Source organism: Ruegeria meonggei (assembly GCF_042768335.1).
GTDB lineage: Bacteria > Pseudomonadota > Alphaproteobacteria > Rhodobacterales > Rhodobacteraceae > Ruegeria > Ruegeria meonggei.
Genome location: NZ_JAXHBT010000001.1, coordinates 3623459 through 3648889, shown reverse-complemented (window position 1 = coordinate 3648889; position 25431 = coordinate 3623459). Strand labels below are relative to the sequence as shown.

Below are 25431 nucleotides of genomic sequence, written 5' to 3'. Positions count from 1 at the left end.
CCCTCGTAGTGGACCAATTACCATATGTCCAATCTCATTGAATGGCTGACACGAAGGAAGCTCCCTAATCTGGAAGCGGTTCTGGTCGAGAATGAGATCGATCTTGATGTCCTATATGAACTAACGGATGAAGACATGCGTGAGATCGGTCTTTCACTGGGTTCGCGCAAGCGGTTACGGGCGGCTATCGAAGCAAGTGAACCAAATCAATCTCAGTCTGACGCGACAAGTACAACGGATATCAAGCGCGAAGCCGAGCGTCGCCATTTGACGACGCTGTTCGTAGATCTTGCTGGATCAACAGCAATGTCAGCTCGGTTGGATCCCGAAGACATGAGCGAAGTGATCAAGCGCTATCAAAATACCGTTGCCGGTATCATCACTCGCTATGAAGGGAATGTAGCCAAATATATGGGTGACGGTGTCCTGTGCTATTTTGGTTGGCCGGTGGCGCATGAAGACGACGCCAAACGTGCTGCGCGCTCTGCGCTGGAAATTATGGGATCGATCGCCGAATTGCGTTCGCCTGATGGACAGGCACTATCTGTTCGGGCCGGGGTGGCGACCGGTATGGTCGTCGTCGGCGACCTCATAGGGGAAGGCGCATCACGGGAAGAAACCGTTGTCGGCGACACGCCAAACCTTGCAGCGCGTCTTCAGACATTGGCTGAACCGGGGCAGGTTCTGGTTCCAGAATCGACGAAGCAATTGATCCAAGACTTGTTCGAGTTAGAAGAGTTAGGCCGTTTCGACATTAAGGGATTGGACTCACCAGTACCGGCGTGGAGGGTGGGAGCCGCGCGCAGCCTGGAAAGCCAGTTCGAGACCGAAGATCTCAGTCCTGTTCTGCCGATGATCGGGCGTAACCATGAACTGGGACTGATCATGGAACGCTGGCATCGCGCAATTTCCGGGGAAGGCCAAGTCGCTGTTCTGATCGGTGAGGCAGGCATCGGCAAGTCCAGACTGACGCGTGCCGTCATTGATGCGGTCTCGACGCAGGATCACTTCCGGATGAACTATCACTGCTCGCCCTACCACACGGATTCGAGTTTCTTTCCTGTTATCCGGCAGCTTTCACATGCCATGGGCCATCTGGAGACTGACTCTGCCAGCAAAAAAATTGCAAAGCTTCGCCAGCAACTCCAGGCCGCTGACCCAAATATTATTGCTGAACTCCTACAGATAGAAATTGATCCATCTGCCGAAAATTCCGACCTGACACCACAACAACTCAGAGTTCGGATCATGGAAGAAACCTCGGCAGAATTGCAGGCGCTTTCACGGGAAAAGCCGGTTCTCCTTGTCGTAGAGGACGCACATTGGTGCGATGCCTCGACGCTCGCGATGCTCGAGGCGTGTCTGGATCGAATTGCGACCGAGCGGGTGATGATCCTGATTACCGGTAGACCGACTTTCCAGCACGCGTTCGGAGGTCATCCAATCGTATCCAAGCTTACCCTAAACCGTTTGGGGTCCGAGCAGATCGAGGCTGTTCTCGCAAAGATATCAGGTGGGAAAACCCTTCCCGACGAATTGATTAAAGAAATTGTCCACCGAACCGACGGCGTTCCCTTGTTTGTCGAGGAACTGACAAAAACCATCTTGGAATCCGGCGACCTGATTGAAGCCGAAAACAGCTTCCAACTTGCCGGTCCTATTGATCGGGTGACTATCCCGGCGACCCTGCATGATTCCCTAATGGCCCGGATCGACCGACTTCAACCTGTGAAGGAAATCGCCCAGATGGCCGCTTGCATCGGGCGAAGTTTCGACCGTGCGTCGTTGACAAAAATCGCCCGGGTCGATGATTTGGCGCTTGACGACGCGCTGGGGCAGCTTGAATGCAGCGAGCTCGTGTTTCGACGGGGGATACCTCCGGATGCGACATATGTCTTCAAGCATGCTCTGGTTCGGGATGTAGCCTATGAAAGCTTGCTGAAACGTCGACGTTTGGAAATTCACCACAGGCTCACGGATCTGTTTGAGGCCGACCCGAACGCGCCCTCGGAGTTGATCGCACATCATGCAACTGAGGCTGGGTTGACGGAAAAGGCTATTACGCTGTGGGGCGACGCTGCCAGAAAAGCTCAGGCCCGGCCGGCTTATGTTGAAGCAGGAAATCATCTGCGAAATGCCTTGACGCTGGTTGCAGGCTTGATGGACCAACCGGAATGGCGCGAACGGGAACTGGCGCTTCTGGTGCAACTCGCTCAGGTACATATCGCCAAGGATGGCTACGCCTCAGCCGAAGCCAGCAACGCTTTCTCACAGGCGTTGGAAAGGATAGAGGCAACCACGGACCCAGAACTCAAGGTTGCAATCTACTATGGGACGTGGATCGCGCCTTATATCGGCAACGATCTGCATAAAGCGTTCGGTCTGGTTTCGAGACTTGTAGAAGACATGGCGAACGAGCCCGCTCCGATCCCGAAGCTGATCTCTCGCCGAATGCGGGCTGCGACCCTGATCGCCAAGGGCCGCTCTGTTGAAGCACTTCAAGATCTCGAAACCGCTTTTGAACTCTATCAGTCGGCCGAGATCGTAGATTTTTCGACGAAATTCGCCCAGGATCCGGGAGTGCAGATCTGGTGCTATATGCTCCTTGCGCAGTGGATGTGCGGCGACGAAGACACGGCGAAACAGACCTGCGACAAGGCCCTTGCTCGAGCCCGCGAGCTCAAACATGCAAACACAATCTGTTACGCAGGTCTGCACGCTGTCACCTTGTCGATCTGGATTGGCGACTTAGAAAGTGCAACCGAGATCAATGAGGAAATGCGACAGGTCTCTGACGAGCACGACATGACGTTGTGGAAGGATTTTGTTGCCATTCATGACGCTGTCCTGGCTTGCATGACGGATGCGCCTGGCGCTGTCCATCAACTGGATAAGGCCTTGGGAGAGTATCGCGCAAAAGGATGCTGGCTTTGGGTAACGCTCTATTTGGCTGAACACGCGAAAGCCCTACTCAGGGCCGGTGATCCCAGCGCGGCCCAACAAACTGTGGACCGCGCATTGCGAGAACAGGATACAACAGGGGAACACTGGGCAGAGGCTGAGTTGCTGCGTATCAAAGGAGAAATCAGAGCAGCACAAGGAGATACCGATTCAGCGAATGCCGCCTTTGACCAGGCTATCTCGGTTGCCCAGACTCAAAAGGCCCAATTGTTGATCAAGCGCGCATTTCGTTCAAAACAGGCTCTCCTCGACGCAAACGGTTGAGCAATCGGGCTCGTCGCCAGCATCTTGGAGCATAACCCTTCTATGCAAACGTTGCCGCCATTCGCTGCACCAGCGAGAAGGGAGGCCTGTCAAATTCACACAAGGCGGGCAAATCAGGTGTTCGGCTAGGTTCGCATTTTCAGAAAAATGAAGGCGCATTTCTTTTCTGCGCATTGGATCGGGCGATTGAAAGTTACAGCCTAAATACTTCTGTGAGTGTAAACCGATAGGAAGAACTGCCGAAGATTATGTATTCAGTCAGAAAGCCAAATTGCTTAAGTGAGGGACGCCGTGACTTCTGAGAACGCCTTAATTTACCTGTCTGATGACGACCTTGGGAGTTTAGGCATCCAACCTTCGGAAGTTGCCGATGCCATCGAGGCTGCCCTAATAGCCAAGGCAGACGGAAAGCTTCACACTTCTCCCAAGACAGTCATCTTGCCTGGCGACGGGCGCTACGCAATGTCTACTTTGGCAATGGGAGATGATGGATTCATCGTGACCAAGCAGGTTACAGTGTGTCCGGAAAATCCGGCGAGGGGTCTTCCCACGATAAACGGTGCCATCATGGTTATGGATGCGCAAACAGGACAACTTCGCGCGGTCTTGGGAGCGAATTGGGTTACGGCAGTCAGAACTGCGGCGCTGTCAGTGGTGGCAGCGCGTCGGTTTGCTGACCCTCATGCCGAAACGGTGGCTTTTGTGGGCGCGGGTGTGCAGGCTCACTCCCATTTAGCTGCGTTTTCAGAGCTGTTTCCCCTGAAACGAATCCGCGTGTTCGGGCGTGGCACGGAGAATGCCGATAAGCTTTGTCGTTATGCTCGGGGCATGGGTCTCGATGCCGAAACATGCGCCAATGCCAAAGGCGCTTTGAGCGATGCCGAACTGATAGTGACATCGATAACTTTGGACTACTCTATTGAACCCTTCTTGGATGCCCGATGGCTGAAGCCAGCGGCCTTCGCCACCATAACTGATGCCTGCATCCCGTGGGTGCCGGCGCATATGACTGCCTTCGAAACGGTAATTGTCGACGACCGTTTGCAGGAACTGGAAAGCGACAAGCCGATGTTGCCATACGAACAAATAGCTGGCGACTTGACGGAATTGGTCGCTGGCAAAGTCGACGTCCGAGCACGCAATAAACCGGCGGCTTTTGCTTTCAGAGGGATTTCATTGGGGGATTATGCCGCTTCGGTTCTCGCAGTTCGTCGGGCTGCTGACATGCGAAGGCAGTGAGGTTGGGAAATTCGGTGCCACTCCGGAAAGCTCATTAAACGCTTTGGGTGCAGAATAGACTTTCGTTGAATTTTGACGCGTGTCTGCTCAGCGGGGCAAGGCTGCCGTTTGGGCTACATTGCTTTGGTTGATCGTTCAGGTGTTTGCTGCCACGTCTGACGCCTTGCGCTGGTGGGGGAAATCGCCCGCTGCGATGTAAGCCTCCTCCGAGGCGGTAGGTGTTCGACCGAGTACTGCATTTCGGTGCGGATGGCGTCCAAACCGCTCAATAACTCCCCGGACGGTTCTATTCTGCCCGTTGGCACCGTCGGCTAGAGACGCCAAGGCTTTCGGCCACAGCGGTTTCATTTCATCGACTAGGCGGATGCACAAGTCCATCCGCTCCAAATGGTCAGGCCCTTCGCAATGGCCAATGGCGATGACATAGAACATTTGCTCCCATGGCTTCGATAGCGTTGCATAGTGCCCGTTGGCGATACCCTCCAAACACAATCGGCAGGCCTTAATGTCCTGACCGAAAGCGCCGGGCGTATCCCGCCAAAGCGAACGCGGAAACTGATCTAGCACCAGGATTAGCGCCATCCTGCCTCTGGCGGTCTCTGCCCACACATCCAGCTCGCCACGTGCCCCGGCCTCGGACAGGGTGACAAACTCGCTACAAATTTTCCCGTCCATTCCGCCCTGCATGCGATCATCCCAGAACTTCAGGTGTTCTTCTGGGCTCTTCCAATGCTGTGTTTCGGGAAACCAAAAGTCCAGCACTTGGGCTGCACGTGGGTCTAGATCGGCCATTATGAATTCCACCTAGTTGCTGCCCTGCTCCGCCAATCCTTGGGGAAACATGCTTCTACACTGTCAGGATAACCGGACGCAAACCAGCATTTTCCTCAGCCGTATCAGGCGGACAAGACTCCTTTCCAAACCGCGAATCTGTATTCGATACCCAATACAAAACCTGGCAATCCAGACATTCGTGCGATGCGTAGCATCACGCAAGGCGGGCTCATTACGGACCTCAGTGCCGTTGCAGTACAGGCCCCTGCCCCGCTAATAACTGACACGGGGACGGCCCTTTGCTGACATTGGTCGCCCCTCATGGCGCCGCGGAGCGGCCCGTCAGACCGGCCATTCGCTACAAGAGCAAATTCCAGCGTGCTTCGAACGCAATGACCTCAGGGCAAAGCTGCCTTACAATATTGTAAAGTGGCCCTGATCTCTGCGTAAGGCCCACCTCACATATTCATCTCATCGCAAGGCACACTGCCTTGAGGACGACAAACGAAGGAGATGAGATATGAATACGAAGACTATTTCAGGCGGCCTACTGACCGGGTTGGTTATGACAGGTGCGATGGCCGCAAGTGTTTCTGCTCAAACCGCCGCCACCGCGACCGGTTTGACTGCCGAGCAGGTGATTGAAATCGCGCTAACCGAAGTGCCTGGTGAGGTCAAAGAGATGGAGTTGGAGACCGAAGACGGCGTGCAGGTCTGGGAGATCGAAATCCTTGCCGCAAGTGGCGCAGAGATGGAGGTTGAGATTAACGCACAGACCGGCGACATTCTCGAGATCGAAGCCGAGGACGATGATGACGACGACGATGATGATGATGACTGATCGCCACTCCGGTTTCCCGACCGGACTTAAGGAGGCTGCCCTTCCCGGCAGCCTCATATGTCGTTGGGGGCACTGATGCGGATTCTGCTTTTGGAAGATGACACGCAGCTCGGTCCTTGGATTGCCGGGGGGTTGCAGGAGGAGGGGCATGTCGTTGACCATTTTGATGACGGTAAGGATGCTTTGATTGCAGCGATGGGTCAGGACTATGACCTGTTAATCCTCGATCGCATGGTTCCGGGGCTGGATGGTTTAGCTGTGTTGAAATCCCTACGTGCGTCGAAGAATACGACGCCCACATTGTTCTTGACCGCCTTGGGTGAAGTAGATGCGCGCGTTGAAGGGTTTGAGGCTGGCGGTGATGATTATCTGACAAAGCCATTTGCCTTTGTTGAGCTGTCTGCCCGCGTGAATGCCTTGGGGCGCCGCCGCGAGGGTGGAGACTCTGGCGAAAGCGCTTCAACAACCCTACGTTATGCCAACCTGAGCCTTGATCTGCTGGCGCGACGGTGCGAACGACAGGGGCAGGTCATTGAGCTGATGGCCAAGGAATTCAAACTACTGGAATACTTCATGCGTCGCCCTGGGCGTCTTGTGACCCGCACGATGCTGTTGGAGCAGGTCTGGGATATGAGTTTCGACCCCACCACCAGCGTCGTCGAGACTCACATCAGTCGCCTCAGGGCGAAGATCGACAAACCGTTTGATGAAGCTCTGCTGCGGACGCGGCGGGGCGAAGGGTATGTCTTTGGTCGATAGGCTATTGCAGCAGATCAGGTGGGTGCGAAGGTCCTCGATGGTTCGTCTGGCCTTGCTGCTGGCGGTGATCTTTGCGGTTGGCATGGCTGTCGCGATCTTTGTGGCTTTGGCGCTGGGGCAACGCGCAATTGAGCAACGCGTTGATACCACACTTGAATCATTAGCTTCTGCTGCTGTGGTCGAGGATGCGCGCGGTACCAGCCAATCGATGATACTGCAGCCGATGGATGGACTAGGAGACTTGCCTGCTCCTTTGCAGCGCTCAGCGGATCGCGGCGGTGGATCTGTCGAGCTAGGGCGGGATTTTCTGGGATCTGATATCTGGCGCATTCTGGTGACGGAGGACAGCGCAGGTACCAGTGTGGTGGTGGCAGTACCCCTTGAGGAAAGTGAAGACGCGCAAGAGTTGCTGGCCGGCATTCTATGGATGACGTCGGCGTTGGTCATCGCGATCAGTTTGGCCATTGGACTGTTCGCAGGCGTGCTCGCGCAGCGCCGATTGGCGCGGATCGACGGAACGCTCACCCGTCTGGCTGCCGGCGATCTGGCTGCCCGCACGGAGAATGCCCGATCACGCGATGATCTCGACGATATCGCACGTCAGTTGGATCGCACGGCCCGTGAGTTGGAGAATTTGGTGGCCCAAACCCGGAACCTCAGCGCCAGCCTGGCGCATGATCTGCGTACTCCTTTGGCCCGCTTACGGTCGCGCTTGGAAATGCTGCCGGATGGGGCCGAGCGCGAGGATGCGCTGGTGGAAGCACAACGTTTGTCAGAGATCTTCGACACGATCATGCGTGTCGCACGGATCGAGGCCGCTCATGGGCATGATGGGTTTGAGGCGGTCCACTTGGGCAAGCTTGCCGCCGAGCTGGATGAGATTTTCGGACCGGTGGTGGAGGATGAGGGTAGGGTTCTAAGCATTGCTGTTTCAAACGCAGGCCTAGTGCAAGCCGACAAGCAGATGTTGGTGCAGGCGCTCGCGAACCTGATCCAGAACGCGCTTGTCCATGGTGGTGGTGAGATCATGTTGATTGCTGAGAACAGCATGATCGGAGTCGCTGACAATGGTGCTGGCGTTGATCCCGAACACTATAATGAGATCATCAAACCCATGGTACGCCTTGATCGAGCGCGCGGGGCAGACGGCAGCGGCCTTGGCCTTGCACTCGTCCGCGCGGTTGCTGACCGGCATGGGGCCAAGTTGGTGTTGGGGCCAAAAAACGCCGGTGATAATATGCCCGGCCTCAAGGTCCTCCTCAAGTTTGCAAATTTGTAAGGTTCGGGTCAGGCACCCGTAAAACCCGGTATCCATATCAGTGTCATCGAAACATGAATGACACTGGAGACTGACATGAACACACTGATCACTAAAACGAAATCCGCCCTGTCCGCCGCTGCCTTGTTCACCTTTGGCGCGGTGATGACTGGTCTTGGGCTGGCAACGGTCGGTCTGTTGGCCCTCTTCGCTTTGGTCGCCATAGGCATGACGATGTTCGCTGCTCCTTTCCTTGCGACAGCGCAACCTGCCGCAGAAGACGCTGCCGCTGCCTAAGCTCAGATCTGCACAAGGACATCTGATATGACGCGGACTGCGCAACCGCATGAGCCATTGGTTTTAGAAGAGGCTGGGCATTTCGTGCAGGAATGGGGTTATCAAGTCGCAAGTGCAGCACTGAAGCATTTTGGTGACGCTCCATGAGTTAAAGCAGTAGAACCGGCCGCAACGTTGCGCTTAAGGTCCGCCTCGGGCTCTGAGAAGACCTCGGAGGTGGCTCAGCATCCAAACCCTGAGTAGCACTTAGCACTGCGAGTTCGGCCCATTCCGGACATTCATGCATCGGTCAGATCGCATGGCCACTTTCTCTGAAGCGGACTTTGATCGACCGCGCAGCATTTCTGCCCCGGGCAACGGCCGGGTCGCGGGACCCTGCCGTCATTCGCTGCATTTGCGCCAATGGCCATTTGCAGATGTACGCTCGGGTGCAAGACACTTGCTGGATGAGTTGGATGAACCACTGCCAAACCGTCCCGCCATTTCGTTAGCGCACGAGGCACTTAATGTTCATCTGAACCCCTTAGCGAGCGGCACCGCGCAGAAACGCAATGAGCCCGATCCGCTCCTCCCTCGTCATTTCCAGCACTCGAAGCATCGCTGTCCCCGGAACAACCCCGGTCGGATCAGACAGGAATGCATTGAGGTCTTCTATGCCCCAAACGCCGTCCAGTTCGGTCATTGAGCTAGAATAGGCGAAGTCCTCGCTGGCTGCTTGCTTAGCGCCGAAAACGCCAACCAAAGTCGGACCAACATGCGGACCTGTCGCGGGTTTCCCTTCTTCGGTCTCGTGACATGTATTGCAACCGTGCAGCGCTCTTCGCCCCGCTTCGATATTGGCATTTTCAAGTTCGCCCTGCGTAATCGGCTCGGGTAAATTCGGTGTCGCGCCATTGATGCGCAGAAAATCAACCATATCCTTTTTGCCGGACATAGCTGCAGCATGGATGGGCGGACGCCCTTTGTTGTTGCGGAAATTCACGTCCGCTCCATGCTCAATTAACAGCTCTGCAGCTTCAATGGCTGCGCGGGCGGCGGCTTCATGGATTGGCGACTGATCGAAATCACCGGCAATCAGATCCGGATTGGTGCCATTTTCAAGCAGTAGCGCAACAACGGCAGTGTCATTGGCGCGCGCAGCGGCGTGGATTGGACTGCCAAAGGTGTAACTGGTATTGGCATCTGCGCCATGTTCCAGAAGCACCTTGACCACCTCGGCGTGTCCGCGTTGTGCCGCAAAGAATAGTGGGCGGCTAAGCGCCTTGGGCCCATCAGAGTTTGCTTCGAGGGCTTCGACAACGGCCTCCAGATTGCCTTCTGTCGCTGCCCCAATCAAATCAGGGTCCGCATGGGCGGCGTTCGCATAGAAAGACAAACCAACAAGAAATCCAGATAGTGTCATTGCTTTGGCCATCGTCCTCCTCTCTGCAGCTAACCCCACCATTATATTCCAAAAGAGCTGCTTTTACGAGTTTTCAGCGGCTTCCGACTGAAAGGCTCGACCAAGATTAGGTCGATGAGCTGCCATTCCTCAAACCTGCAGCAATGGTCAATATGGGCTCGTTGTGTACATCGGGGGCAGTGCAGCATCTGCTCAGGATCGTTTCAGGGCCCGATCGCGGACGGCCCTAAGCTGCCGTTGAGCCAAAGGTTCGATCTTCTCGGCTGATCCCGAAACCGGATGGGGTGGGTGGCTCCTGCTCCATCGGCATCGAATGTGCCAAAGTGCAGTTGTTACCGACTGCTAGGAAAGGAGCCACCCAATGACAGTTAAGACAGTAGGCCTAGATTTGGCCAAGGACGTTTTTCAAGTTCACGGTATTTCTGAGAGTGGGCGCGTGATCTTCAACAGGGCCATCAAGCGTGCGAAGCTTTTAGCGTTTTTTGAGATGCTGCCGCCTTGCACGGTCGGCATGGAAGCCTGCGGTTCATCCCATCATTGGGGCCGTCAGCTGCGCAAGTTTGGTCATGACGTCAGGCTAATGCCAGCAAACTATGTGAAGCCTTATGTCAAACGCGGAAAGACAGATGCGGTAGACGCGGAGGCAATTTGCGAAGCCGTCAAGCGCCCGACGATGCGCTTTGTCGAGATCAAGACCGAGGATCAACAGGCTATTCTATCGATCCACCGCACGCGGGATCTGGCAGTCCGGCAGCGCACCCAGCTGGCCAATATGATCCGCAGCCTGTTGCGCGAGTTCGGGCATATCTTGCCTATCGGGATCGAAGCGGTAACGGCCTTTGCTAAGCGCCACCTTGACGGTGATCACCCGGACATGCCCGAGATCGCGAACGGAATGCTTGGTATCCAGTGCTATCAGTTTATCGGTTTGAACGAGCGCATCGAAGGTTACTCAAAGATGATCAAACAACATGCTCTGATAAATGCTGATGCGCGCAGATTGATGCGCATGCCAGGAATTGGGCCAATAACGGCATCGGCCATTGTCGCGACGATCGGGGACGCAAAACAATTCCGCACCGGGCGCGATCTGGCGGCTTGGCTGGGGCTGACCCCGCTCAACAAATCCAGTGGCGGCAAAGAGCGATTGGGCAAGATCACAAAGGCTGGCGACCGCTACATTCGCAAGCTGCTGGTCGTGGGCATGACGTCTCGCGCTGTGATGGCGAAACGTTCGCCAGAAAAGGTTGATCTGTGGACAGCCAAGATCATTGCCGACAAACCATTCCGGCTGGCAACAGTCGCGATGGCAAACAAGGCAGCGCGGTCCATCTGGGCGATGCTCACAAAGAAACAGGAATATCGGCAGCCAGCGTTCTAACTGCGCTGACTGTCTACGAGATGCAAGACGTTGAAGTGATGATGCGGAATTAAGTCAACCAAGAGCAAGGAAACTCCGGGAATGGCTGCGGCCCTCTTCAGAGGCCGATAACCCGATTGGAACCTCGCTCGCGGAATTCATCCACTGCCCGGCAGGGCATTGCGCAGCAATGTCCCGATAGGGAAGGCCAGTGGAGGCAATGCCAAAACACAAACAGGCCGGACAGACGACGGTACTGACGAAAATGACCGCAAACATCGACAGAAAACGCTTGCAATGCAGGAGCCACCCACAGAGGTCATTCGGCGACCGCGTGGTGATGCGCCACTTTCAGAAGTTTAGTCGCCTGCCACGGCATTCGGATGACGCTCAACAGGGATTTTGCGGCCCGATGTACATTTTACGGCGTTTGCTCCACACTTCCACCTGGATGCTCCGGGGAAGTGAACCTCACGAATGACCGACGCAAAGCCCAAACGCCACCTTGCCGCCATTCTCGCTGCTGACGTAGAGGGATACTCCAAGTTGATGGGCGAGGACGAGGAAGGTACGCTCGCTGCGATGACCGCCCATCACAAAGACCTCATCGGCCCCTGCATCGCCGAGCATCGAGGTCGCCTGGTGAAGACCACAGGTGATGGACTGTTGGTCGAGTTCGCGAGCGTTGTGGACGCGGTGCGGTGTGCGGTCGCGATACAGGAAGGCATGCGACCTCGAAACGCCGAAATGCCCGAGGACAAGCAGATTCTGTTTCGAATTGGCATTAATCTCGGCGACGTGATCGCGCAAGATGACGACGTCTTCGGCGACGGTGTGAACGTCGCGGCACGACTTGAGGCTTTGGCCGATCCCGGCGGAGTCTGCATTTCACGAGCGGCTCGCGATCAAGTGCGCGACAAGTTTGACTATCCTCTGCAGGACCTGGGCGAGGTCGAGGTCAAAAATATCTCTCGGCCTGTTTGGGTGTTCAAGGTGCTCTTAGACGGCAGCCCACCGGCAGCAAACAGTCGTCCGAGTCGGAAGTCGCTTTGGCGCGTGTCAGCCGCCATTGTGATTATCGGCCTACTTTTTGGTGGTGGCCTATTGTGGTGGTATCAAGCCGGGTCGACCGATCCAAGCGACGCTATTTTGGCGTTGTCCGACAAACCATCAATCGCTGTCCTTCCCTTTGACAATCTGTCTGCTGACGCGGAGCAGGAGTATTTCTCCGACGGTGTTACTGAGGACATCATTACCGATCTGTCGAAAATTTCCGGGCTTTTGGTGATCGCGCAGAATTCGACATTCACCTACAAAGGGCAAGCGGCTAAGGTCAGTCAGATCGCCGAGGACCTGGGTGTGCGCTATGTGCTGCAGGGCAGCGTCAGGCGGACCGACGAGAAGATACGGATCACTACACAGCTCATAGACGCGGCCACCGAAGGGCACCTTTGGGCCGAGCGCTATGATCGCGACATCACAGACGTGTTTTCAGTTCAGTCCGAGGTCGCGCGGCAGGTGGCAAGAGCCCTGTCAGTAACGCTCAAAGCCAACGAGAACGAGAGGCTGTACCAGAAGTACACAACAAACATCGACGCCTACGATGTTTTCTTGCAGGCGCGCCGCACTGTCGATGTGCCAAGCAGGGATAATATCCTGCGCGGCGAGAAGCTCTTTGAGCAGGTGATAGAGCTGGACCCGAATTTTGCGGGCGGTTACGCCGGGCTCGCCTTCAACCTCTCGGTGCAGGTGCGTTTCCAATACACAGACACGCCATCAACCCACCTGTCACGCGCACTAGAACTTGCCAGAAAGGCAATCGAACTCGACACGGATTTTGCGTGGGGGCACATTGCTCTGGGAGGCGTGTATGTTGCCAGCGGCGACGCAGAAGCAGCCGTCGACGCTGTTTATCAGGCACTTATCCTCGAACCTAACGGCTACGAGGCTAACCTCTTCATGGGTTTCTATCTCCAGTTTGCGGGGGATGCCGCAAGTGCCGTGGACTATCTGTTGATCGCCAAACGTCTTAGTCCCGTGGAGACATACCGGGATGTCTCGTTTCTGGCTCTGGCGCAATTCATGAACCGAAACTACGAAGAGGTCGTGCGCCTTTGGACGAAAACATCTATTAAACCGAGGGGGCAGGCAAAAGTTTTTTTGGCGGCGACCTATTCGCTGCTTGACAGACCAGAAGAAGCCGCTGCGCTCGTGGAGCAATTTTTGGAATCTAATCCCGATTTTAATCTAACTGAATGGCAGTATCTTGAAACCTGGAAATCCGAGGAAAATCGGACGAGGCTGTATGAAGCGGCGAAAGCCGCAGGGGTCCCGGAATTTCCCCGCGAAAACTAACCTGCCAAAAGCAACGTACGGTAATTCGTTCTCAACAGGTAGATCCGGGGACTGACCATGCAGAAAGGTCAATGGGCCGAAGCTCCGGCCCATACCTGACATCCAACACAATTCCTCGACGCTGCGGTTGCAGCCCGCATTGCAGACAATCATTGGATCAAAATACTTACTTCGTTTAAGTCGATCCAACGGTTGAACGGAAGTGAGATAATGCCCACATTTAGTGGTGCACGTTAGCAAAATAAGGGGCATTTAGTGGTTGAGGCTACGCAAAATTTGTTTCTGGCAAACCCGTTGGAGTTCTACACAGCAGTGGTTGCGACTTTAGGGGTCGCCTTCTGGTTTCTAGACCGACGGTCTATGAAGGCTGCGCTCGAAGCGACCCGGGGCACCGAAATCAACTCTTTACGCACAGAACGTCAAAGGACTGAAGCAAATGTCGAGAAGAGCTTCGCTGAGTTACAAATGAAGTGCCAATTCGCTCGGGATTCATGGCGTGACCACGAATGGCGAAATGGGCCACAACTTCGCGATCCACTACACGTTTCTGAAGAGCAAAGGGAGATACAGAGGATTGAACTCGCGGCAAGATTACAATTAGAACGCCTAAAAGAAACGGCGCCATCACCCGAAAGCTTTGAAATCGCTGAGCTGGAAGCATACTTCTCGGCTGCCAACCGTGCATCGCTACAATTTGCAAAACTAACTTCGCAACTACCTGTTCCCAAGCGCCTTTTTCAATGACGGCCCCATAGCCGCCCTTAAGCAGGGTTTTCAAATGCTGCGGTCGCAGCCCACATTGCCGCCGTTCGCGCAACAACAGACAATGTTCGAAGGCACCCCCCCTCGGGAATTCGACAGGTGGTGCGGCTTGGCTTACCAAGTACCACGGATGACATTGCCGCCCTGCGTCAGCGTCAAGACGGTCCGGCGGGCGCAATTGGAGGTAACGGATGGCGGATAGCGATCCACGAGACATCTCGCATGACGCAGCACATAGGGCGATCAATTTTGGTCCGCCAGATTTCGAAATCAGGACCGCTGATGACATAAATCGATATCTCGACTACCTCATGTCGCTCATCAAAGGCGCAGAAACCCTTTTTGCGTCAGGGCATTTCCATCTTGCCGCATTCGCATCAATCACTGCCATCGAAGAAACCAGTCGCGCGCATCTGACTGCGTTTAGGAATGCGGATGCGGACCGGAAGAAAGGACGTGATCCGCTTCGCGATCATCATCTCAAGCAGAAAGCTGCAGTGACCGTAGTGTTTATGGGGGAGAGAATACACGAGATGCTAGGCGGCGAAGAAGCAGCCAAGGATCTCCATCAGAAGATCAATGATGGGTACCTCAACGAGGTGCGAGAGAAGAGTCTCTATTGCTTCGCTGATGATGGAGGCTTCGTCCGGCCCACTGACTTCGTGGACATTGAGATGGCGCGCGTCATTTTGCTGGTCGCCATTGAAACCGTTGATGATACATTTTGCGGAATGACTAACCACAGCTATCAGGTGTCTAAGGAGTTCGATGCGATGTTTGAGGGCGTTCGCAGCGGCGGATTACCTTCTCCTACCGCGTAAACGGGCATCCGCAGTATGCCGGCCCTTTGCAGACATTGACCAGTAGCTCTCGACGCTGCGGTGCGGCCCGTCGAACCAGCCGTTCGCTGCAGGTGCGCGATCTATAGCAGGCCAAACTCTCTGTTTTCGGACAAAGCTGGCTTTCGATGCGTGTACGGGACACATTCGAAGCGACGAACCAAAGTGACGCAGATCTACAAGAAAACTGGCAACCTGCGCGCGGTTCAACTGCTGCTCGGTCACACGAAGATGGATAGTACTGTCCAGTATCTCGGAGTTGAGTTGGAAGATGCCTTGGCTATCGCAGAGGCTATTGAAATTTGAGACTTAAGGGCCGTCTTCAGGGACGGCCCAAAGCTGCTTTAGTCCGCAAAAACATATGCTGCAGTGAGACTTCCCCGGAGCGGGCATTGACGAATAACGCAGCATCCGATGGAACCAAATGGTGACAGGATACCACGGCCGGAATTCACAAGACCTTCTGCGACACTGCTTTCGCCGGAATGCAGATATCAGTCTTAGCTATGCCCTTGTTTTCCAAGTCTTGAAAAGAACCCTCTTACAGGCCGTTTACGTTCAAATAGACAGCGTATAGCGAACTGGTACCCGCAGCAAATAGCCGGTTTAACTTGGTGCCACCGAAGCACACATTTCCTACAATCTCGGGAATGTGAACCTTACCAATCAACTCTCCATTTGAGTTGAGGCAGTGCACTCCGTCTGCAGCAGAGCTCCAAATACGACCTTCACGATCCGGCCTGAAGCCGTCGAACACACCATTGGTGCATGCAGCAAAAACGTCGCCACCTGTCAGGCTTTTTCCATCGGTTGAAACTGAAAATCTACGTAAATGGGCAGGGCCATCCGGGTCGTGTGTAACGCCGGTATCCGAGATGAAAAGTTCGGTCTCATCCGGAGAAAATGCCAATCCATTGGGTTTGACAAAATCGGTCGCGACCGCTGAAACCTTCCGCGTGTCTGGATCTATGCGATACACATGGCAACCGTCGATTTCACTTTCGGCGCGTTCGCCTTCGTAATCCATCAAGATACCGTAGGATGGATCAGTGAACCAGATCGATCCATCCGATTTGACAACGACATCATTTGGCGAGTTCAGACGTTTGCCCTGCCAAGAATCTGCCAATTCAGTGATCGATCCATCGTGGTTCGTGCGCGTTACCCGCCGGGTCAGGTGTTCACAGGATACTAAGCGCCCCTGACGATCTGTCGTATTGCCGTTGGTGTTGTTTGATGGCTGACGAAACACAGAAACCGACCCGTCTGTATCGTCCCAGCGCAACAGGCGATTGTTGGGAATATCTGACCAGACCAGATAACGCCCAGCAGCGAACCATGCCGGGCCTTCAGACCAGCGTGCGCCGGTCCACAACCTTTCGACCCGAGCGTGGCCAATGAAACAGGCTTCGAACTCTTTTTCGATCACCTCAAAACCGGTTCCGTCCAGAACGCCATACATTTCTTAATCCCTTCCATTGTCATGTCGCCCGGATGGACCGAGGCCCATCCGGAATTGGCCGGTTACCCATCCCCAACTCGCCTCAATCCTTCAGATCGTCGGGCAACAGTGCATCCGGGATGTTCTGATAGCTGACAGGACGCAGCCAACGGACAATGCCCAATGTTCCAACCGAGGTTGCCCGCACATCGGTGCTGGCCGGATAGGGCCCTCCATGCATCATCGCAGAGCAAACCTCGACACCCGTAGGGAAGCCATTGGCCAGCAAACGACCCGCCTTTTCTTCAAGGATCGGCATCAACGTCCTTCCAAACACCGCGTCCTCGTCATTCATATGGAGGGTGATAGTTAATTGACCTTCCAGACACTCTGCCAGCGCCCGCATCTGATCCAAGTCATCGCATTGAACGATGATGCCCGCCGCGCCAAAAACCTCATGCTGCAGCTTGGGGTTGGCAATCCATTCAACCGCGCTGACTCTGAACAGCGCTGGCAGGGCCGCGCGTTTGCCAGACGCAGCCCCGCAGGAGGTGACCTCAATCATCAACTCCCGGAAATCCCGGATGCCCTGCTCATAGGCATCACGGATGCCATCGGTCAGCATCTTTTGCTCTGCCGTTTCATTCAGCGATGTGACGCAGGCGGTTTCCAACACGTCGGCAAATGGTCCTTTCAGCATAACCGCCACACCTGGATTGGTACAGAACTGCCCAGCACCCATCGTCAGCGATGTCGCCCAACCTGTGCCGATCTCCGCCGCTCGCTCGGCCATCGCCTCGGGTAGGCAAAACATCGGATTGACAGATCCGAGCTCGCCATAAAACGGGATCGGCTGAGGGCGCGTATGGCACAGATCGTATAGCGCGCGACCACCGACCAGCGATCCGGTAAAGCCCACGGCGGTGATCTCGGGGTGCTGAACAAGGGCCGAGCCGACTTCTCGCCCGGACCCTTGCACAATCTGGAAGGTGCCCGCGGGCATCTCGCAAATCTCAATCGCCTTGGCGATAGCTTGCGCCACCAACTCGGCGGTACCCGCGTGGGCACTGTGGCCCTTGACGATCACCGGGCACCCCGCAGCCAGGGCCGAAGCCGTGTCGCCACCCGCTGTCGAAAAGGCGAGCGGGAAATTCGACGCACCAAAGACGGCCACGGGGCCGATTGCCTTGTGCGTCAGGCGCAGATCAGGACGGGGGAGCGGCGTCCGATCAGGAAGTGCGCCGTCTTTGCGGATATCAAGATATCCTGTCTCTTCAATCAAATCTGCAAACATGCGCAGCTGACCGGTTGTGCGGCCACGTTCGCCCACCAGCCGCGCCTCAGGCAAGCCGGTTTCGGCCATGCCAGTTTGGGTGATCTCATCACCCAGAACATCTATCTGGTCCGCGATTGTCCGCAGGAACGTAGCGTGTTCAGCGCGTGATTTTCCCGAGTATGCACGGAAATCACGACGCGCCACGCGGCAGGCCTCATCAACTTGCGCCGCTGTAGCCTGCGCAAAGCTCTGCCCGCCCAGATCGTCCGAGGTACGCAGATTGTCAGACCCGACCCAGTTACCGTCGATCAGGTTTTTTCCAAGGATCATCTTATTTTCCCCATTTCAGGACCAGCGGGTCCAGCGGTTTCAAAAGGTCTATCAAACGGTCGCGAATGGCCGGCTGCAGCGGGTCAATCGGATGGCGGCAGAATTCAGATTTGATCACTCCACCCTCGACCATCGCCGCCTTGCAGGACTGCCAACCGCATTGACGGTTTTCATGATTGATCACCATCGCCACACGCCCATAGGCTGCTGTCGCCTCACCGATATGGCCAGCGTGGTGATGGGTAATCACTGGCTTGATCTGATCGACGATCATGCCCGATGTCATCGAACCGGTCGCACCCGCGTCCAGATCAGCCAACAGAGTGATGCCTTCTTCACCGTCAAACGGCCCTTCAATTGCGTCACCGCCTGCCGCGATCAGCGCCCGCAGTTTGTTGGCGGCACGGGGGCATTCGATCTTGAACAGTTTCACCATGTCGATTTCTTGCGCCATCTGCACCAGCAACGGCACGGGCAAATCAACACCCGATAATGGCGCGTCCTGCACCATGATCGGGATGCCTACTTCACCCACGGCGGCAAACTGATCAAAGGTCTGCTGCGCGTTCCCCTTCAAAAGAGCCCCGTGATAGGGCGGCATCATCATCACGATGTCGGCACCAAGATCTTTGGCGAACTGGGCACGCTCAACTGCGATTTGGGTGGCGAAATGGCTGATCGTCACGATCATCGGTAAACGCCCGGCGACATGTTCAAGACTCAGCCGGGTCAGGATTGCGCGCTCTTCGTCCGAGATTAGGAACTGTTCAGAGAAATTCGCCAGAACGCAAACACCATCCGCGCCCTGATCGATCAGGCAATCCAAAACACGTTTCATCCCGTCGAGATCAAGCGAGCCATCTTCCAGAAACGGTGTCGGTGCAACGGGCCAGATACCGGTATATGTCATGGGTTACTCCGTTATCTCGAAATGCTTCAGGTGTTTATTAGAGATCTCGATCCCCAGACCTGGTTTGTCGTCATCTAGGTCGATAAAACCGTCGACTGCATCAGGGTCACCTTCAAAGATGTAATAAAACAGCTCATTGCCGACCTCGACATCGAAGACCGGGAAATACTCGCTGATCATGCAATTCGCGTTGGCCATGGTCAGGTGATAATTGTGCATCTGACCAGCATGCGGGATCACCGGCACCTGATGGGCCTCGGCGATGGCATTGATCTTTTGCGCAGCCGTGATGCCGCCGACCCGGTTGGTGTCGTATTGCAGGACGGAGACAGCCTTTTTCTCGATCAGGTCCTTGCACCCGATGATCGAAAACTCATGCTCGCCCCCCGAGATCGGTATGATGTTCATCGCATTCAGCTCACGGTAACCTTCCACATCGTCGGCGATAACCGGTTCTTCCAGCCAGCGGGGTTCATATTTGACCAGCTTGGGCAGCATCCGTTTTGCATAGTCCAGATTCCAACCCATATAGCATTCGACCATCAAATCGACGTCATAGCCGATGACCTCACGCACTGCCTCGACCCGTTTGAGATTCTCGCGCATGCCAACCATGCCGTCCTTGGGCCCCCAGCCAAATCGCATCTTGTAGGCGCTGTAGCCGTTCTTCTGCGCTTCAGCAGCTTCGGCCTGCATCACGTCGATGGGGCCGGAATAGAGCTTGGAATAATAGACAGGGATTTTCTCTTTGGTGCGCCCGCCCAGCAGTTTGAAAACGGGCTTACCTGCCAGCTTGCCCATCAGGTCCCAGATCGCCAGATCTACGGCTGAAATTGCGATCATCCCGATGCCCTTGCGCCCCCAGGCATGGCTGCGGCGGTACATCTTTTCCCACAGGTACCCGTAATCAAAGGGATCTTCACCGATCACCAGAGGGGCGAACCACTCGTCAATCGCCGCTTTCACTACGGATGGCGCCAAAGCCGCGTTGCCAATACCGATGGTGCCGTCCTCAGTTTCAATCTCGCAAGTCAGCCATTGATGGAACCGGAACGACGACATGGCATCGCCCTTATCGTACAACAAGTCCGACGCATTGGTGCAGAAGTTGCCCGTGGGTGGCACGGTGGGCCCAGTCCAGTTCCAGACGCGGGTGCGCACGGATTTAATCTTGGTCATCTCAATCTCCTCAGACCACGCCACGATTTGCGCGATGTGTTCTGGCCATCCGCACCAGCAGATCAAACGCCTGCCGTGTGGCGCTTGGGTTGGCTTTGTTCTGTCCGGCAATGTCAAAAGCGGTACCATGGGCCGGGGTCGCCACTGGGATGGGCAACCCTCCGGCTACGGTCACACCGCGCTCAAACCCCATCAGCTTAATCGCGATTTGGCCCTGATCGTGATACATGGTGACGACCGCGTCCACCTCGCCCCGCTGTGCCTTCAAAAACACTGTGTCCGAAGGCCAAGGCCCGGTCACGTTCATCTGTTTTTGCTGTGCCTTGCGGATGGCTGGTTCCAGGATGTCGATTTCTTCCCGACCGAACTTGCCATTGTCACCGGCATGAGGATTTAACGCTGCAACGGCGATGTTGGGACTGGCCTTGCCTGCCTTAAGCAAGGTGTCGTTGGCCAGATTGATCGCCTTCAATATCCCCCCTTCGCTGATGTTGGCGGCAACATCCTTAAGCCCGATGTGAGATGTCACGCGCGTTGTCATCAGCTCATCCAGAACATTAAGCTCCGAGTGATAGCCGTCATGCCCCATGTACCGCGCCATATAGCGATGCTCGTCCTCGGCATTCAGCCCGGCGGCCGTCATCGCGGCCTTGTTGAAAGGGCCAAACAGGATGCCGTCCACGTGCCCCGCCATGGCCAAATCCATTGCCTTGTCTAGACAGCGCAGGGATGTGGTTCCGCCTTCGACGGTCACATCGGCGATCTTCACATTCTCGGGCGCAATCGTATCGAGATCAAGATGGGTTAAACCACCCTGACCAGACACGTCGGTCACCGTGTTCAGTGGCACGTCCAGACCGGCCTGCTCCCCACCGCGTTGCCACAGGTGGCCGTCACCGACCAATACGATGTCGGCAGCCTCCTGTACGCCCTCCTGTCGCAGCAGTTTGGCGATCAGCTCCGGCCCGATCCCGGCCGGATCGCCGGGAACAATTGCGATACGAGGTTTGGTCACGCCGCACCCTTCCAGTGTTTTGAGAATCCATCGGGCAGGATGACCATCACGTCTGGCTCCTTGCCCGTGTCAAAGGTTTGAACCACCTCGAACGTGTCGAGGTTGAACCGCTGTACCTGCTCGCAATCGATCGCGATATAGGCGAATGCTGCATCGTCATCGATGCACAGCGCCAGCGGGTTCGCGGGTGTTTTCTGTTCGTGCAGCATCTCACCTGTCGCTTCGTCAAAAACAGAAAACGACCCGCCGAGATGGTTCATCGTCACCAGACGATTACGCTTTTCGTCATAGTAGATGCGGCAAGGGTCATCCGGGGTTGGAAAGGTCCGCTCAATCTCAAGCGTGTCGGTGTTGATCACCGCAACCGTATTGGAAATCCGTTGCGAGGTATAAAGCGTATGAACATCTTTGTGCAGGCACCGCCCTTCTGGTTTTTGCCCGGTCTTGATAGAGATCGGCACAACAGATGCGTCATACGGGTTGAATACCGTCACATCGCCCGAGGTCAGGTTCATTGAATAGGCGGTGCGTCCGTCCTTGGTCAGCGCGAATAGATGGCACTTGGTGCCCCCGGTCGACGTGATGTGATCCCATCCCTGATCGAAGGCGCGCGGGTTTTCCTTGACCAGCAGATGCCCGGTCCATTCAGATAGAACGTACAGCCGCCCCTGCCCGTCTAGCCCAATCCCGTGTGGGCGGGCGTGTTCGCCCAGATCATAGGTGTGCACGATCTCTTGCTTGCGGATATCGATCACGATAACCGACCGGCCATCGGTGCCGTCAATGCCCGAGTTCTGCACACCGTAGTGACCGACATAGGCGTAGTGAAACTCTTCATCGACCACGAATTCATGCGGGAAATGTGGCAAATCCAAACGCCCCTGCAAGGCACCCGTGTCAATGTCATACCAGCTTATGCAATGGCTGCATTTTTCGATCAACATCATGGATTGCGCCATTCGATTTCCCTCCTTCTTTAATCTTTTAGGGGTGTTTGTGGCCAGCTATTCGCAACCGGCCACAAACGGTTTCCTTAGCGTTCCAACGCACCAACGCCTGAGAAGCGGAAAGCTTCTTGCTCTAGTGCGTCAAGCTCTTCGGCACTCATCTGGTCATGCGCCACAGTGATCCGGCCAAGGAAGACAAACGGCAGCTCGTCCTGGCGGTCTTCCATATGCGCCTTGATCGCCTCGGCCGTGGCGGCGCCTACATCGTCCCCCATACGCATTGGCGTGGCGTCCAGCTCGCCGCGGCGGATGGCGTCCAGCTCAAGACCTGTACCGCCCCAGCCGGTCGAGAAGACCTCTTTCTCTTTACCGACCGAAACCTGCGCTTCGACCGAACCCATCGCCATCGCTGTGTTGGCGTTGTGGATGATCGTGGCCTCTGGATACGCCTGTAGGATCAGGCTAGTGCCCTCAAACCCACCTTCGCGCTGGTATTCACCGTAATGTTCATAAACGGTGTTCCAGTTGCCTTTCTCTTCTACACAGGCTTTGAAATCGCCCGAGCGCTGATCATCAGTGATGCCCGGAATACCGCGATTCATCGCCATAGTCACATCCTTGCCCAGACGTTCCAGCATGTAGTCGCACATGGTCAGCGCACCTGCGGCCGAGCTGAAGTCGAACCATGCATCCGGCTGGTTTTCCAAAGCCTTGGGCGGCGTGTGAAACGCCCAGACGAAAGTAGAAAAACCATCGCTGCCTGACATCTTGTCGATGTTGTCTGCCTGAATGGCGAGTTCCGATGGGCCAAAGATCACGAAGTCATACAAATCCGCGTCCTGAACCACCTGATTGGCATAGGTCGACTGCAGGCTATGTTCGATCTGACGGCTGGCAAATTCTGTTGTCTCGAATTCGATCCCCAACTCGTCCAAGCGTTTGGTCATCGCCAAATAGTTACGTGCCCAGAAATCCGACGTATCCGCAGACGGATAGATCAGCGCAATTTGCACCGGCCCGTCCTGCGCGCCCGAATATTTTACCGCCTCGGCACCGGTCATGGCTTGCAACGCTTCCAGCTTGCCGTCGGCATTCACCTCGCCCGGTACCCAGTAGTCGCGGTCTGCGATACCTGGCAGCTCTTTCAATGGCAGATTGCCTTCCGCCAAGGCGGCAGCAGCACACAGGCAAAATGCGCTTGTCGTCAGTAAGGCTTTGTTCAATTGTTTCACGGTAAGTCCTCCCTTTCGCGAACATTGTGGGGTCTTGCAGGTGCGTCGGGACTCCTACCTCCCGGCGCACCACTTTTTGTCTGCCTTAGCCGCTTGGCGTAGGCTCGGTTGCCAGACCCGCCCCAAGGGCTAGCAACAGGATCAGTGCGCCGATCAGCACGGTCGAGAACCGCAGCAGTTTCTGCGCCTCTTTGCTGCGCAGCGCGGCCATCAGGCCATGCGCACCGTCCCGGTCTTTCTTTTGCATCCAGGTGTACAGCGCCACGGAGCTGACAATCACCACGCCCGAGGCGACGGATTGCCAGAAAAACTCGATCCGCAAGGTCACCAATGCGTTGATCATCATCGACAGCAGCAACACGCCTGCCAGCGAACCCAGTATCGACGCCCTTCCCCCAAACAGGGATGTTCCACCAACAACAACCGCCGCAATGACGTGCAGATTGAAATACGGGGCCGAAGTCGCCTGGATAGCGTTCAGCTTGCCCGTCAACATGACACCCGCCATCGCGGCCGCAGCACCCATCAGCACATAGGCATAAATCTTGTTACGATCGACAGCGACGCCGGTCATTTCACTGGCTTCGGGATTGGACCCGATAGCAATGGTGTAACGCCCGAAATAGGTGCGGGTCAGCACCACATAGCCTACGGCCATGGTGAGCAGCCCCAAGACAACCGGGATCGGGATAAAGCCGGGAATCTGCCCGCGCCCGATATCCGTAATCAGGTCGGGGAAACGCGCCAGCACCAGACCCTTGGCAATTACCAGGGCAAGGCCGCGATAGACCAGGTCCATCGCCAGTGTACCGATCAGGTCAGGAACCTTGAACCGGGTTATGACCAAACCATTGATCAGGCCCATGATGGCCCCCATCAGAATGGCCAGCGGTACCGCCACCCATGCAGGGAAGCCGTATTGCTTGATCAGAAAGGCCATCATGATGGCAGAAAATGCCGCGATTGAGCCAATCGACAGGTCAATCCCGCGCTGCGTTATGACAAAGGTCATCGCCATCGCCATTGGCATGTATAGCGCCGCATCCAGCAAGATCAGGTTTAGGTTGCTCAGGCGGAAATACCGCGCAGGTTCGGCGATGCCCATGAAGATGAGGATCGCAAGGATCATGACCATGGGGCCGATAAAGGCCAGATAGGGCTCCAACCGGTCCATGAGAGTTTTTTGTTCAGGGTTTGTCGTGGTCGCGGACATCTCGTTCTCCTTCACGCGGCCGCATCCTGGGCACCTACAATCAGGCCCAGAACGTCTTGAACGGAACTTTCCGCAGTTTTGACAACACCAACGGCACGGCCGCGGCGTTGCACATGAATGCGGTCCGAGACCTCGAACACATCATCCAACGAGTGCGAAATCAGAATGACCGCCAACCCCTGCTCGCGCAGCGATTTGATCAGCTTCAGTGTGCGGGCCGTTTCCTGCGGACCCAAGGCTGCAGTGGGTTCATCCATCACCAGTAGACGCAGGTCTTCGTGGTAAACCGCGCGCGAAATCGCGACGGCCTGCCGCTGCCCGCCAGACAGGCTTTCGGTCATTACGTCCATTGACCGCAGACGAACGCCCAACCGTTCCTCCAAAACGCGCGCGGCCTCGAATTTCATGCGCTTGTTGTCCAAGAAAGCCATGCCAAAAAAGTTCTTGGTCAATTCGTTTCCCAAAAACATGTTGGCCGCAGGCGACAGATGGTCCGCCAAAGCAAGCGTCTGATACACCGCGTCAATCCCGTGCGCAATCGCGTCCGAGTGGCTGGACATTTCCAGCGGTTTGCCGTCCATCAATATCCGTCCTTCGGTGGGTTGGTGCACTCCGGTCAGAATTTTGATCAACGTGGATTTTCCCGCACCGTTGTCACCAACGATGGCCAGAACCTCACCCGCGTATGCGGTCAGATCAACATCTTGCAGTGCGGTTACACCGCCGAAGCGCTTAGTAATTCCTTGCATTTGAACCAATGGCTGGTCGCTCATGGTT

The 25431-nt window shown here is 55.7% G+C and carries 21 protein-coding genes and 1 pseudogene; 11 read left to right on the top strand and 11 right to left on the bottom strand.

What is annotated here, in order from left to right; all coding sequences use genetic code 11:
• The first annotated feature begins 24 nt into the window (after window positions 1-24).
• Together SJY13_RS18075 and SJY13_RS18070 are read left to right on the top strand one after the other, a co-directional pair.
• Window positions 25-3225: an ATP-binding protein gene (locus tag SJY13_RS18075; protein WP_377192876.1), complete on the top strand. Its 3201-nt coding sequence runs from the start codon at window positions 25-27 to the stop codon at window positions 3223-3225.
• A 291-nt stretch (window positions 3226-3516) separates the two neighbouring features.
• Window positions 3517-4464 (top strand): ornithine cyclodeaminase family protein, encoded by a 948-nt coding sequence (locus tag SJY13_RS18070; RefSeq protein ID WP_377192874.1) that lies wholly within the window; start codon window positions 3517-3519, stop codon window positions 4462-4464.
• Between the two features lie 135 nt (window positions 4465-4599).
• Here the strand turns inward: SJY13_RS18070 and SJY13_RS18065 are convergent, their stop codons facing one another.
• Window positions 4600-5256 carry a DUF924 family protein gene (locus tag SJY13_RS18065; protein ID WP_377192872.1) on the bottom strand — a complete coding sequence of 219 codons (657 nt, stop codon included), beginning with the start codon at window positions 5254-5256 and terminating at the stop codon, window positions 4600-4602.
• Between the two features lie 502 nt (window positions 5257-5758).
• On the opposite strand from SJY13_RS18065, the gene SJY13_RS18060 reads away from it, so the two are divergent.
• The 4 genes from SJY13_RS18060 to SJY13_RS18045 all read left to right on the top strand — a co-directional run bounded on the left by SJY13_RS18060 (window position 5759) and on the right by SJY13_RS18045 (window position 8393).
• Window positions 5759-6079 (top strand): PepSY domain-containing protein, encoded by a 321-nt coding sequence (locus SJY13_RS18060; protein WP_377192870.1) that lies wholly within the window; start codon window positions 5759-5761, stop codon window positions 6077-6079.
• A 75-nt stretch (window positions 6080-6154) separates the two neighbouring features.
• A complete protein-coding gene (locus SJY13_RS18055) occupies window positions 6155-6838 on the top strand; it encodes a winged helix-turn-helix domain-containing protein (RefSeq protein WP_377192868.1) in 684 nt (227 codons plus the stop codon).
• A 37-nt stretch (window positions 6839-6875) separates the two neighbouring features.
• Window positions 6876-8117, top strand: a complete 1242-nt coding sequence (locus SJY13_RS18050) for a sensor histidine kinase (RefSeq protein ID WP_377192866.1) — start codon at window positions 6876-6878, stop codon at window positions 8115-8117.
• A gap of 75 nt (window positions 8118-8192) precedes the next feature.
• A complete protein-coding gene (locus SJY13_RS18045; RefSeq protein WP_377192864.1) occupies window positions 8193-8393 on the top strand; it encodes a hypothetical protein in 201 nt (66 codons plus the stop codon).
• A 523-nt stretch (window positions 8394-8916) separates the two neighbouring features.
• Here SJY13_RS18045 and SJY13_RS18040 read toward each other — a convergent pair.
• Complete coding sequence (locus tag SJY13_RS18040; RefSeq protein WP_377192862.1) at window positions 8917-9795, bottom strand: ankyrin repeat domain-containing protein; 879 nt, start codon at window positions 9793-9795, stop codon at window positions 8917-8919.
• Between the two features lie 361 nt (window positions 9796-10156).
• Between SJY13_RS18040 and SJY13_RS18035 the strand changes: the two genes are divergently transcribed.
• The 5 genes and pseudogenes from SJY13_RS18035 to SJY13_RS18015 all read left to right on the top strand — a co-directional run.
• A complete protein-coding gene (locus SJY13_RS18035) occupies window positions 10157-11176 on the top strand; it encodes an IS110 family transposase (RefSeq protein WP_377192860.1) in 1020 nt (339 codons plus the stop codon).
• Between the two features lie 456 nt (window positions 11177-11632).
• Window positions 11633-13510 carry an adenylate/guanylate cyclase domain-containing protein gene (locus tag SJY13_RS18030; RefSeq protein ID WP_377192858.1) on the top strand — a complete coding sequence of 626 codons (1878 nt, stop codon included), beginning with the start codon at window positions 11633-11635 and terminating at the stop codon, window positions 13508-13510.
• A 255-nt stretch (window positions 13511-13765) separates the two neighbouring features.
• Complete coding sequence (locus SJY13_RS18025) at window positions 13766-14254, top strand: hypothetical protein (protein ID WP_377192856.1); 489 nt, start codon at window positions 13766-13768, stop codon at window positions 14252-14254.
• Window positions 14255-14463: 209 nt separating this feature from the next.
• Window positions 14464-15093: an AbiV family abortive infection protein gene (locus SJY13_RS18020; RefSeq protein ID WP_377192854.1), complete on the top strand. Its 630-nt coding sequence runs from the start codon at window positions 14464-14466 to the stop codon at window positions 15091-15093.
• 153 nt (window positions 15094-15246) lie between these two features.
• Window positions 15247-15417 (top strand): annotated as a pseudogene (locus SJY13_RS18015) (integrase); the annotation flags it as partial.
• A gap of 235 nt (window positions 15418-15652) precedes the next feature.
• Here the strand turns inward: SJY13_RS18015 and SJY13_RS18010 are convergent.
• From SJY13_RS18010 to SJY13_RS17970, 9 genes are all read right to left on the bottom strand, one after another.
• Complete coding sequence (locus tag SJY13_RS18010; RefSeq protein ID WP_377192852.1) at window positions 15653-16573, bottom strand: SMP-30/gluconolactonase/LRE family protein; 921 nt, start codon at window positions 16571-16573, stop codon at window positions 15653-15655.
• Window positions 16574-16655: 82 nt separating this feature from the next.
• Entirely contained in the window at window positions 16656-18158 is a 1503-nt protein-coding gene (locus SJY13_RS18005; RefSeq protein WP_377192850.1) for an aldehyde dehydrogenase (NADP(+)), read from the bottom strand.
• A gap of 1 nt (window position 18159) precedes the next feature.
• Window positions 18160-19068, bottom strand: coding sequence for a dihydrodipicolinate synthase family protein (locus SJY13_RS18000; RefSeq protein WP_377192848.1), 909 nt, complete (start codon window positions 19066-19068; stop codon window positions 18160-18162).
• A 3-nt stretch (window positions 19069-19071) separates the two neighbouring features.
• Window positions 19072-20247, bottom strand: coding sequence for an L-rhamnonate dehydratase (locus SJY13_RS17995; RefSeq protein ID WP_377192846.1), 1176 nt, complete (start codon window positions 20245-20247; stop codon window positions 19072-19074).
• 10 nt (window positions 20248-20257) lie between these two features.
• Window positions 20258-21262 (bottom strand): 4-hydroxythreonine-4-phosphate dehydrogenase PdxA, encoded by a 1005-nt coding sequence (locus SJY13_RS17990; RefSeq protein WP_377192844.1) that lies wholly within the window; start codon window positions 21260-21262, stop codon window positions 20258-20260.
• Window positions 21259-22221 carry a YncE family protein gene (locus SJY13_RS17985; RefSeq protein WP_377192842.1) on the bottom strand — a complete coding sequence of 321 codons (963 nt, stop codon included), beginning with the start codon at window positions 22219-22221 and terminating at the stop codon, window positions 21259-21261. The genes SJY13_RS17990 and SJY13_RS17985 overlap by 4 nt, the downstream gene beginning before the upstream one ends.
• 74 nt (window positions 22222-22295) lie before the next feature.
• A complete protein-coding gene (locus SJY13_RS17980; RefSeq protein WP_377192840.1) occupies window positions 22296-23441 on the bottom strand; it encodes a substrate-binding domain-containing protein in 1146 nt (381 codons plus the stop codon).
• A gap of 85 nt (window positions 23442-23526) precedes the next feature.
• Entirely contained in the window at window positions 23527-24654 is a 1128-nt protein-coding gene (locus SJY13_RS17975; protein ID WP_377192838.1) for an ABC transporter permease, read from the bottom strand.
• Window positions 24655-24665: 11 nt separating this feature from the next.
• A complete protein-coding gene (locus tag SJY13_RS17970) occupies window positions 24666-25427 on the bottom strand; it encodes an ATP-binding cassette domain-containing protein (protein ID WP_377192836.1) in 762 nt (253 codons plus the stop codon).
• Window positions 25428-25431: the final 4 nt, after the last annotated feature.

Bases quoted from the DNA above. Each gene is read 5' to 3' on its own strand.
- SJY13_RS18075 (WP_377192876.1), top strand. From the start codon at position 25: ATGTCCAATCTCATTGAATGGCTGACACGAAGGAAGCTCCCTAATCTG.
- SJY13_RS18065 (WP_377192872.1), bottom strand. From the start codon at position 5,256: ATGGCCGATCTAGACCCACGTGCAGCCCAAGTGCTGGACTTTTGGTTT.
- SJY13_RS18060 (WP_377192870.1), top strand. From the start codon at position 5,759: ATGAATACGAAGACTATTTCAGGCGGCCTACTGACCGGGTTGGTTATG.
- SJY13_RS18055 (WP_377192868.1), top strand. From the start codon at position 6,155: ATGCGGATTCTGCTTTTGGAAGATGACACGCAGCTCGGTCCTTGGATT.
- SJY13_RS18050 (WP_377192866.1), top strand. From the start codon at position 6,876: ATGGTTCGTCTGGCCTTGCTGCTGGCGGTGATCTTTGCGGTTGGCATG.
- SJY13_RS18045 (WP_377192864.1), top strand. From the start codon at position 8,193: ATGAACACACTGATCACTAAAACGAAATCCGCCCTGTCCGCCGCTGCC.
- SJY13_RS18040 (WP_377192862.1), bottom strand. From the start codon at position 9,795: ATGACACTATCTGGATTTCTTGTTGGTTTGTCTTTCTATGCGAACGCC.
- SJY13_RS18035 (WP_377192860.1), top strand. From the start codon at position 10,157: ATGACAGTTAAGACAGTAGGCCTAGATTTGGCCAAGGACGTTTTTCAA.
- SJY13_RS18030 (WP_377192858.1), top strand. From the start codon at position 11,633: ATGACCGACGCAAAGCCCAAACGCCACCTTGCCGCCATTCTCGCTGCT.
- SJY13_RS18020 (WP_377192854.1), top strand. From the start codon at position 14,464: ATGGCGGATAGCGATCCACGAGACATCTCGCATGACGCAGCACATAGG.
- SJY13_RS18010 (WP_377192852.1), bottom strand. From the start codon at position 16,573: ATGTATGGCGTTCTGGACGGAACCGGTTTTGAGGTGATCGAAAAAGAG.
- SJY13_RS18005 (WP_377192850.1), bottom strand. From the start codon at position 18,158: ATGATCCTTGGAAAAAACCTGATCGACGGTAACTGGGTCGGGTCTGAC.
- SJY13_RS18000 (WP_377192848.1), bottom strand. From the start codon at position 19,068: ATGACATATACCGGTATCTGGCCCGTTGCACCGACACCGTTTCTGGAA.
- SJY13_RS17995 (WP_377192846.1), bottom strand. From the start codon at position 20,247: ATGACCAAGATTAAATCCGTGCGCACCCGCGTCTGGAACTGGACTGGG.
- SJY13_RS17985 (WP_377192842.1), bottom strand. From the start codon at position 22,221: ATGGCGCAATCCATGATGTTGATCGAAAAATGCAGCCATTGCATAAGC.
- SJY13_RS17975 (WP_377192838.1), bottom strand. From the start codon at position 24,654: ATGTCCGCGACCACGACAAACCCTGAACAAAAAACTCTCATGGACCGG.
- SJY13_RS17970 (WP_377192836.1), bottom strand. From the start codon at position 25,427: ATGAGCGACCAGCCATTGGTTCAAATGCAAGGAATTACTAAGCGCTTC.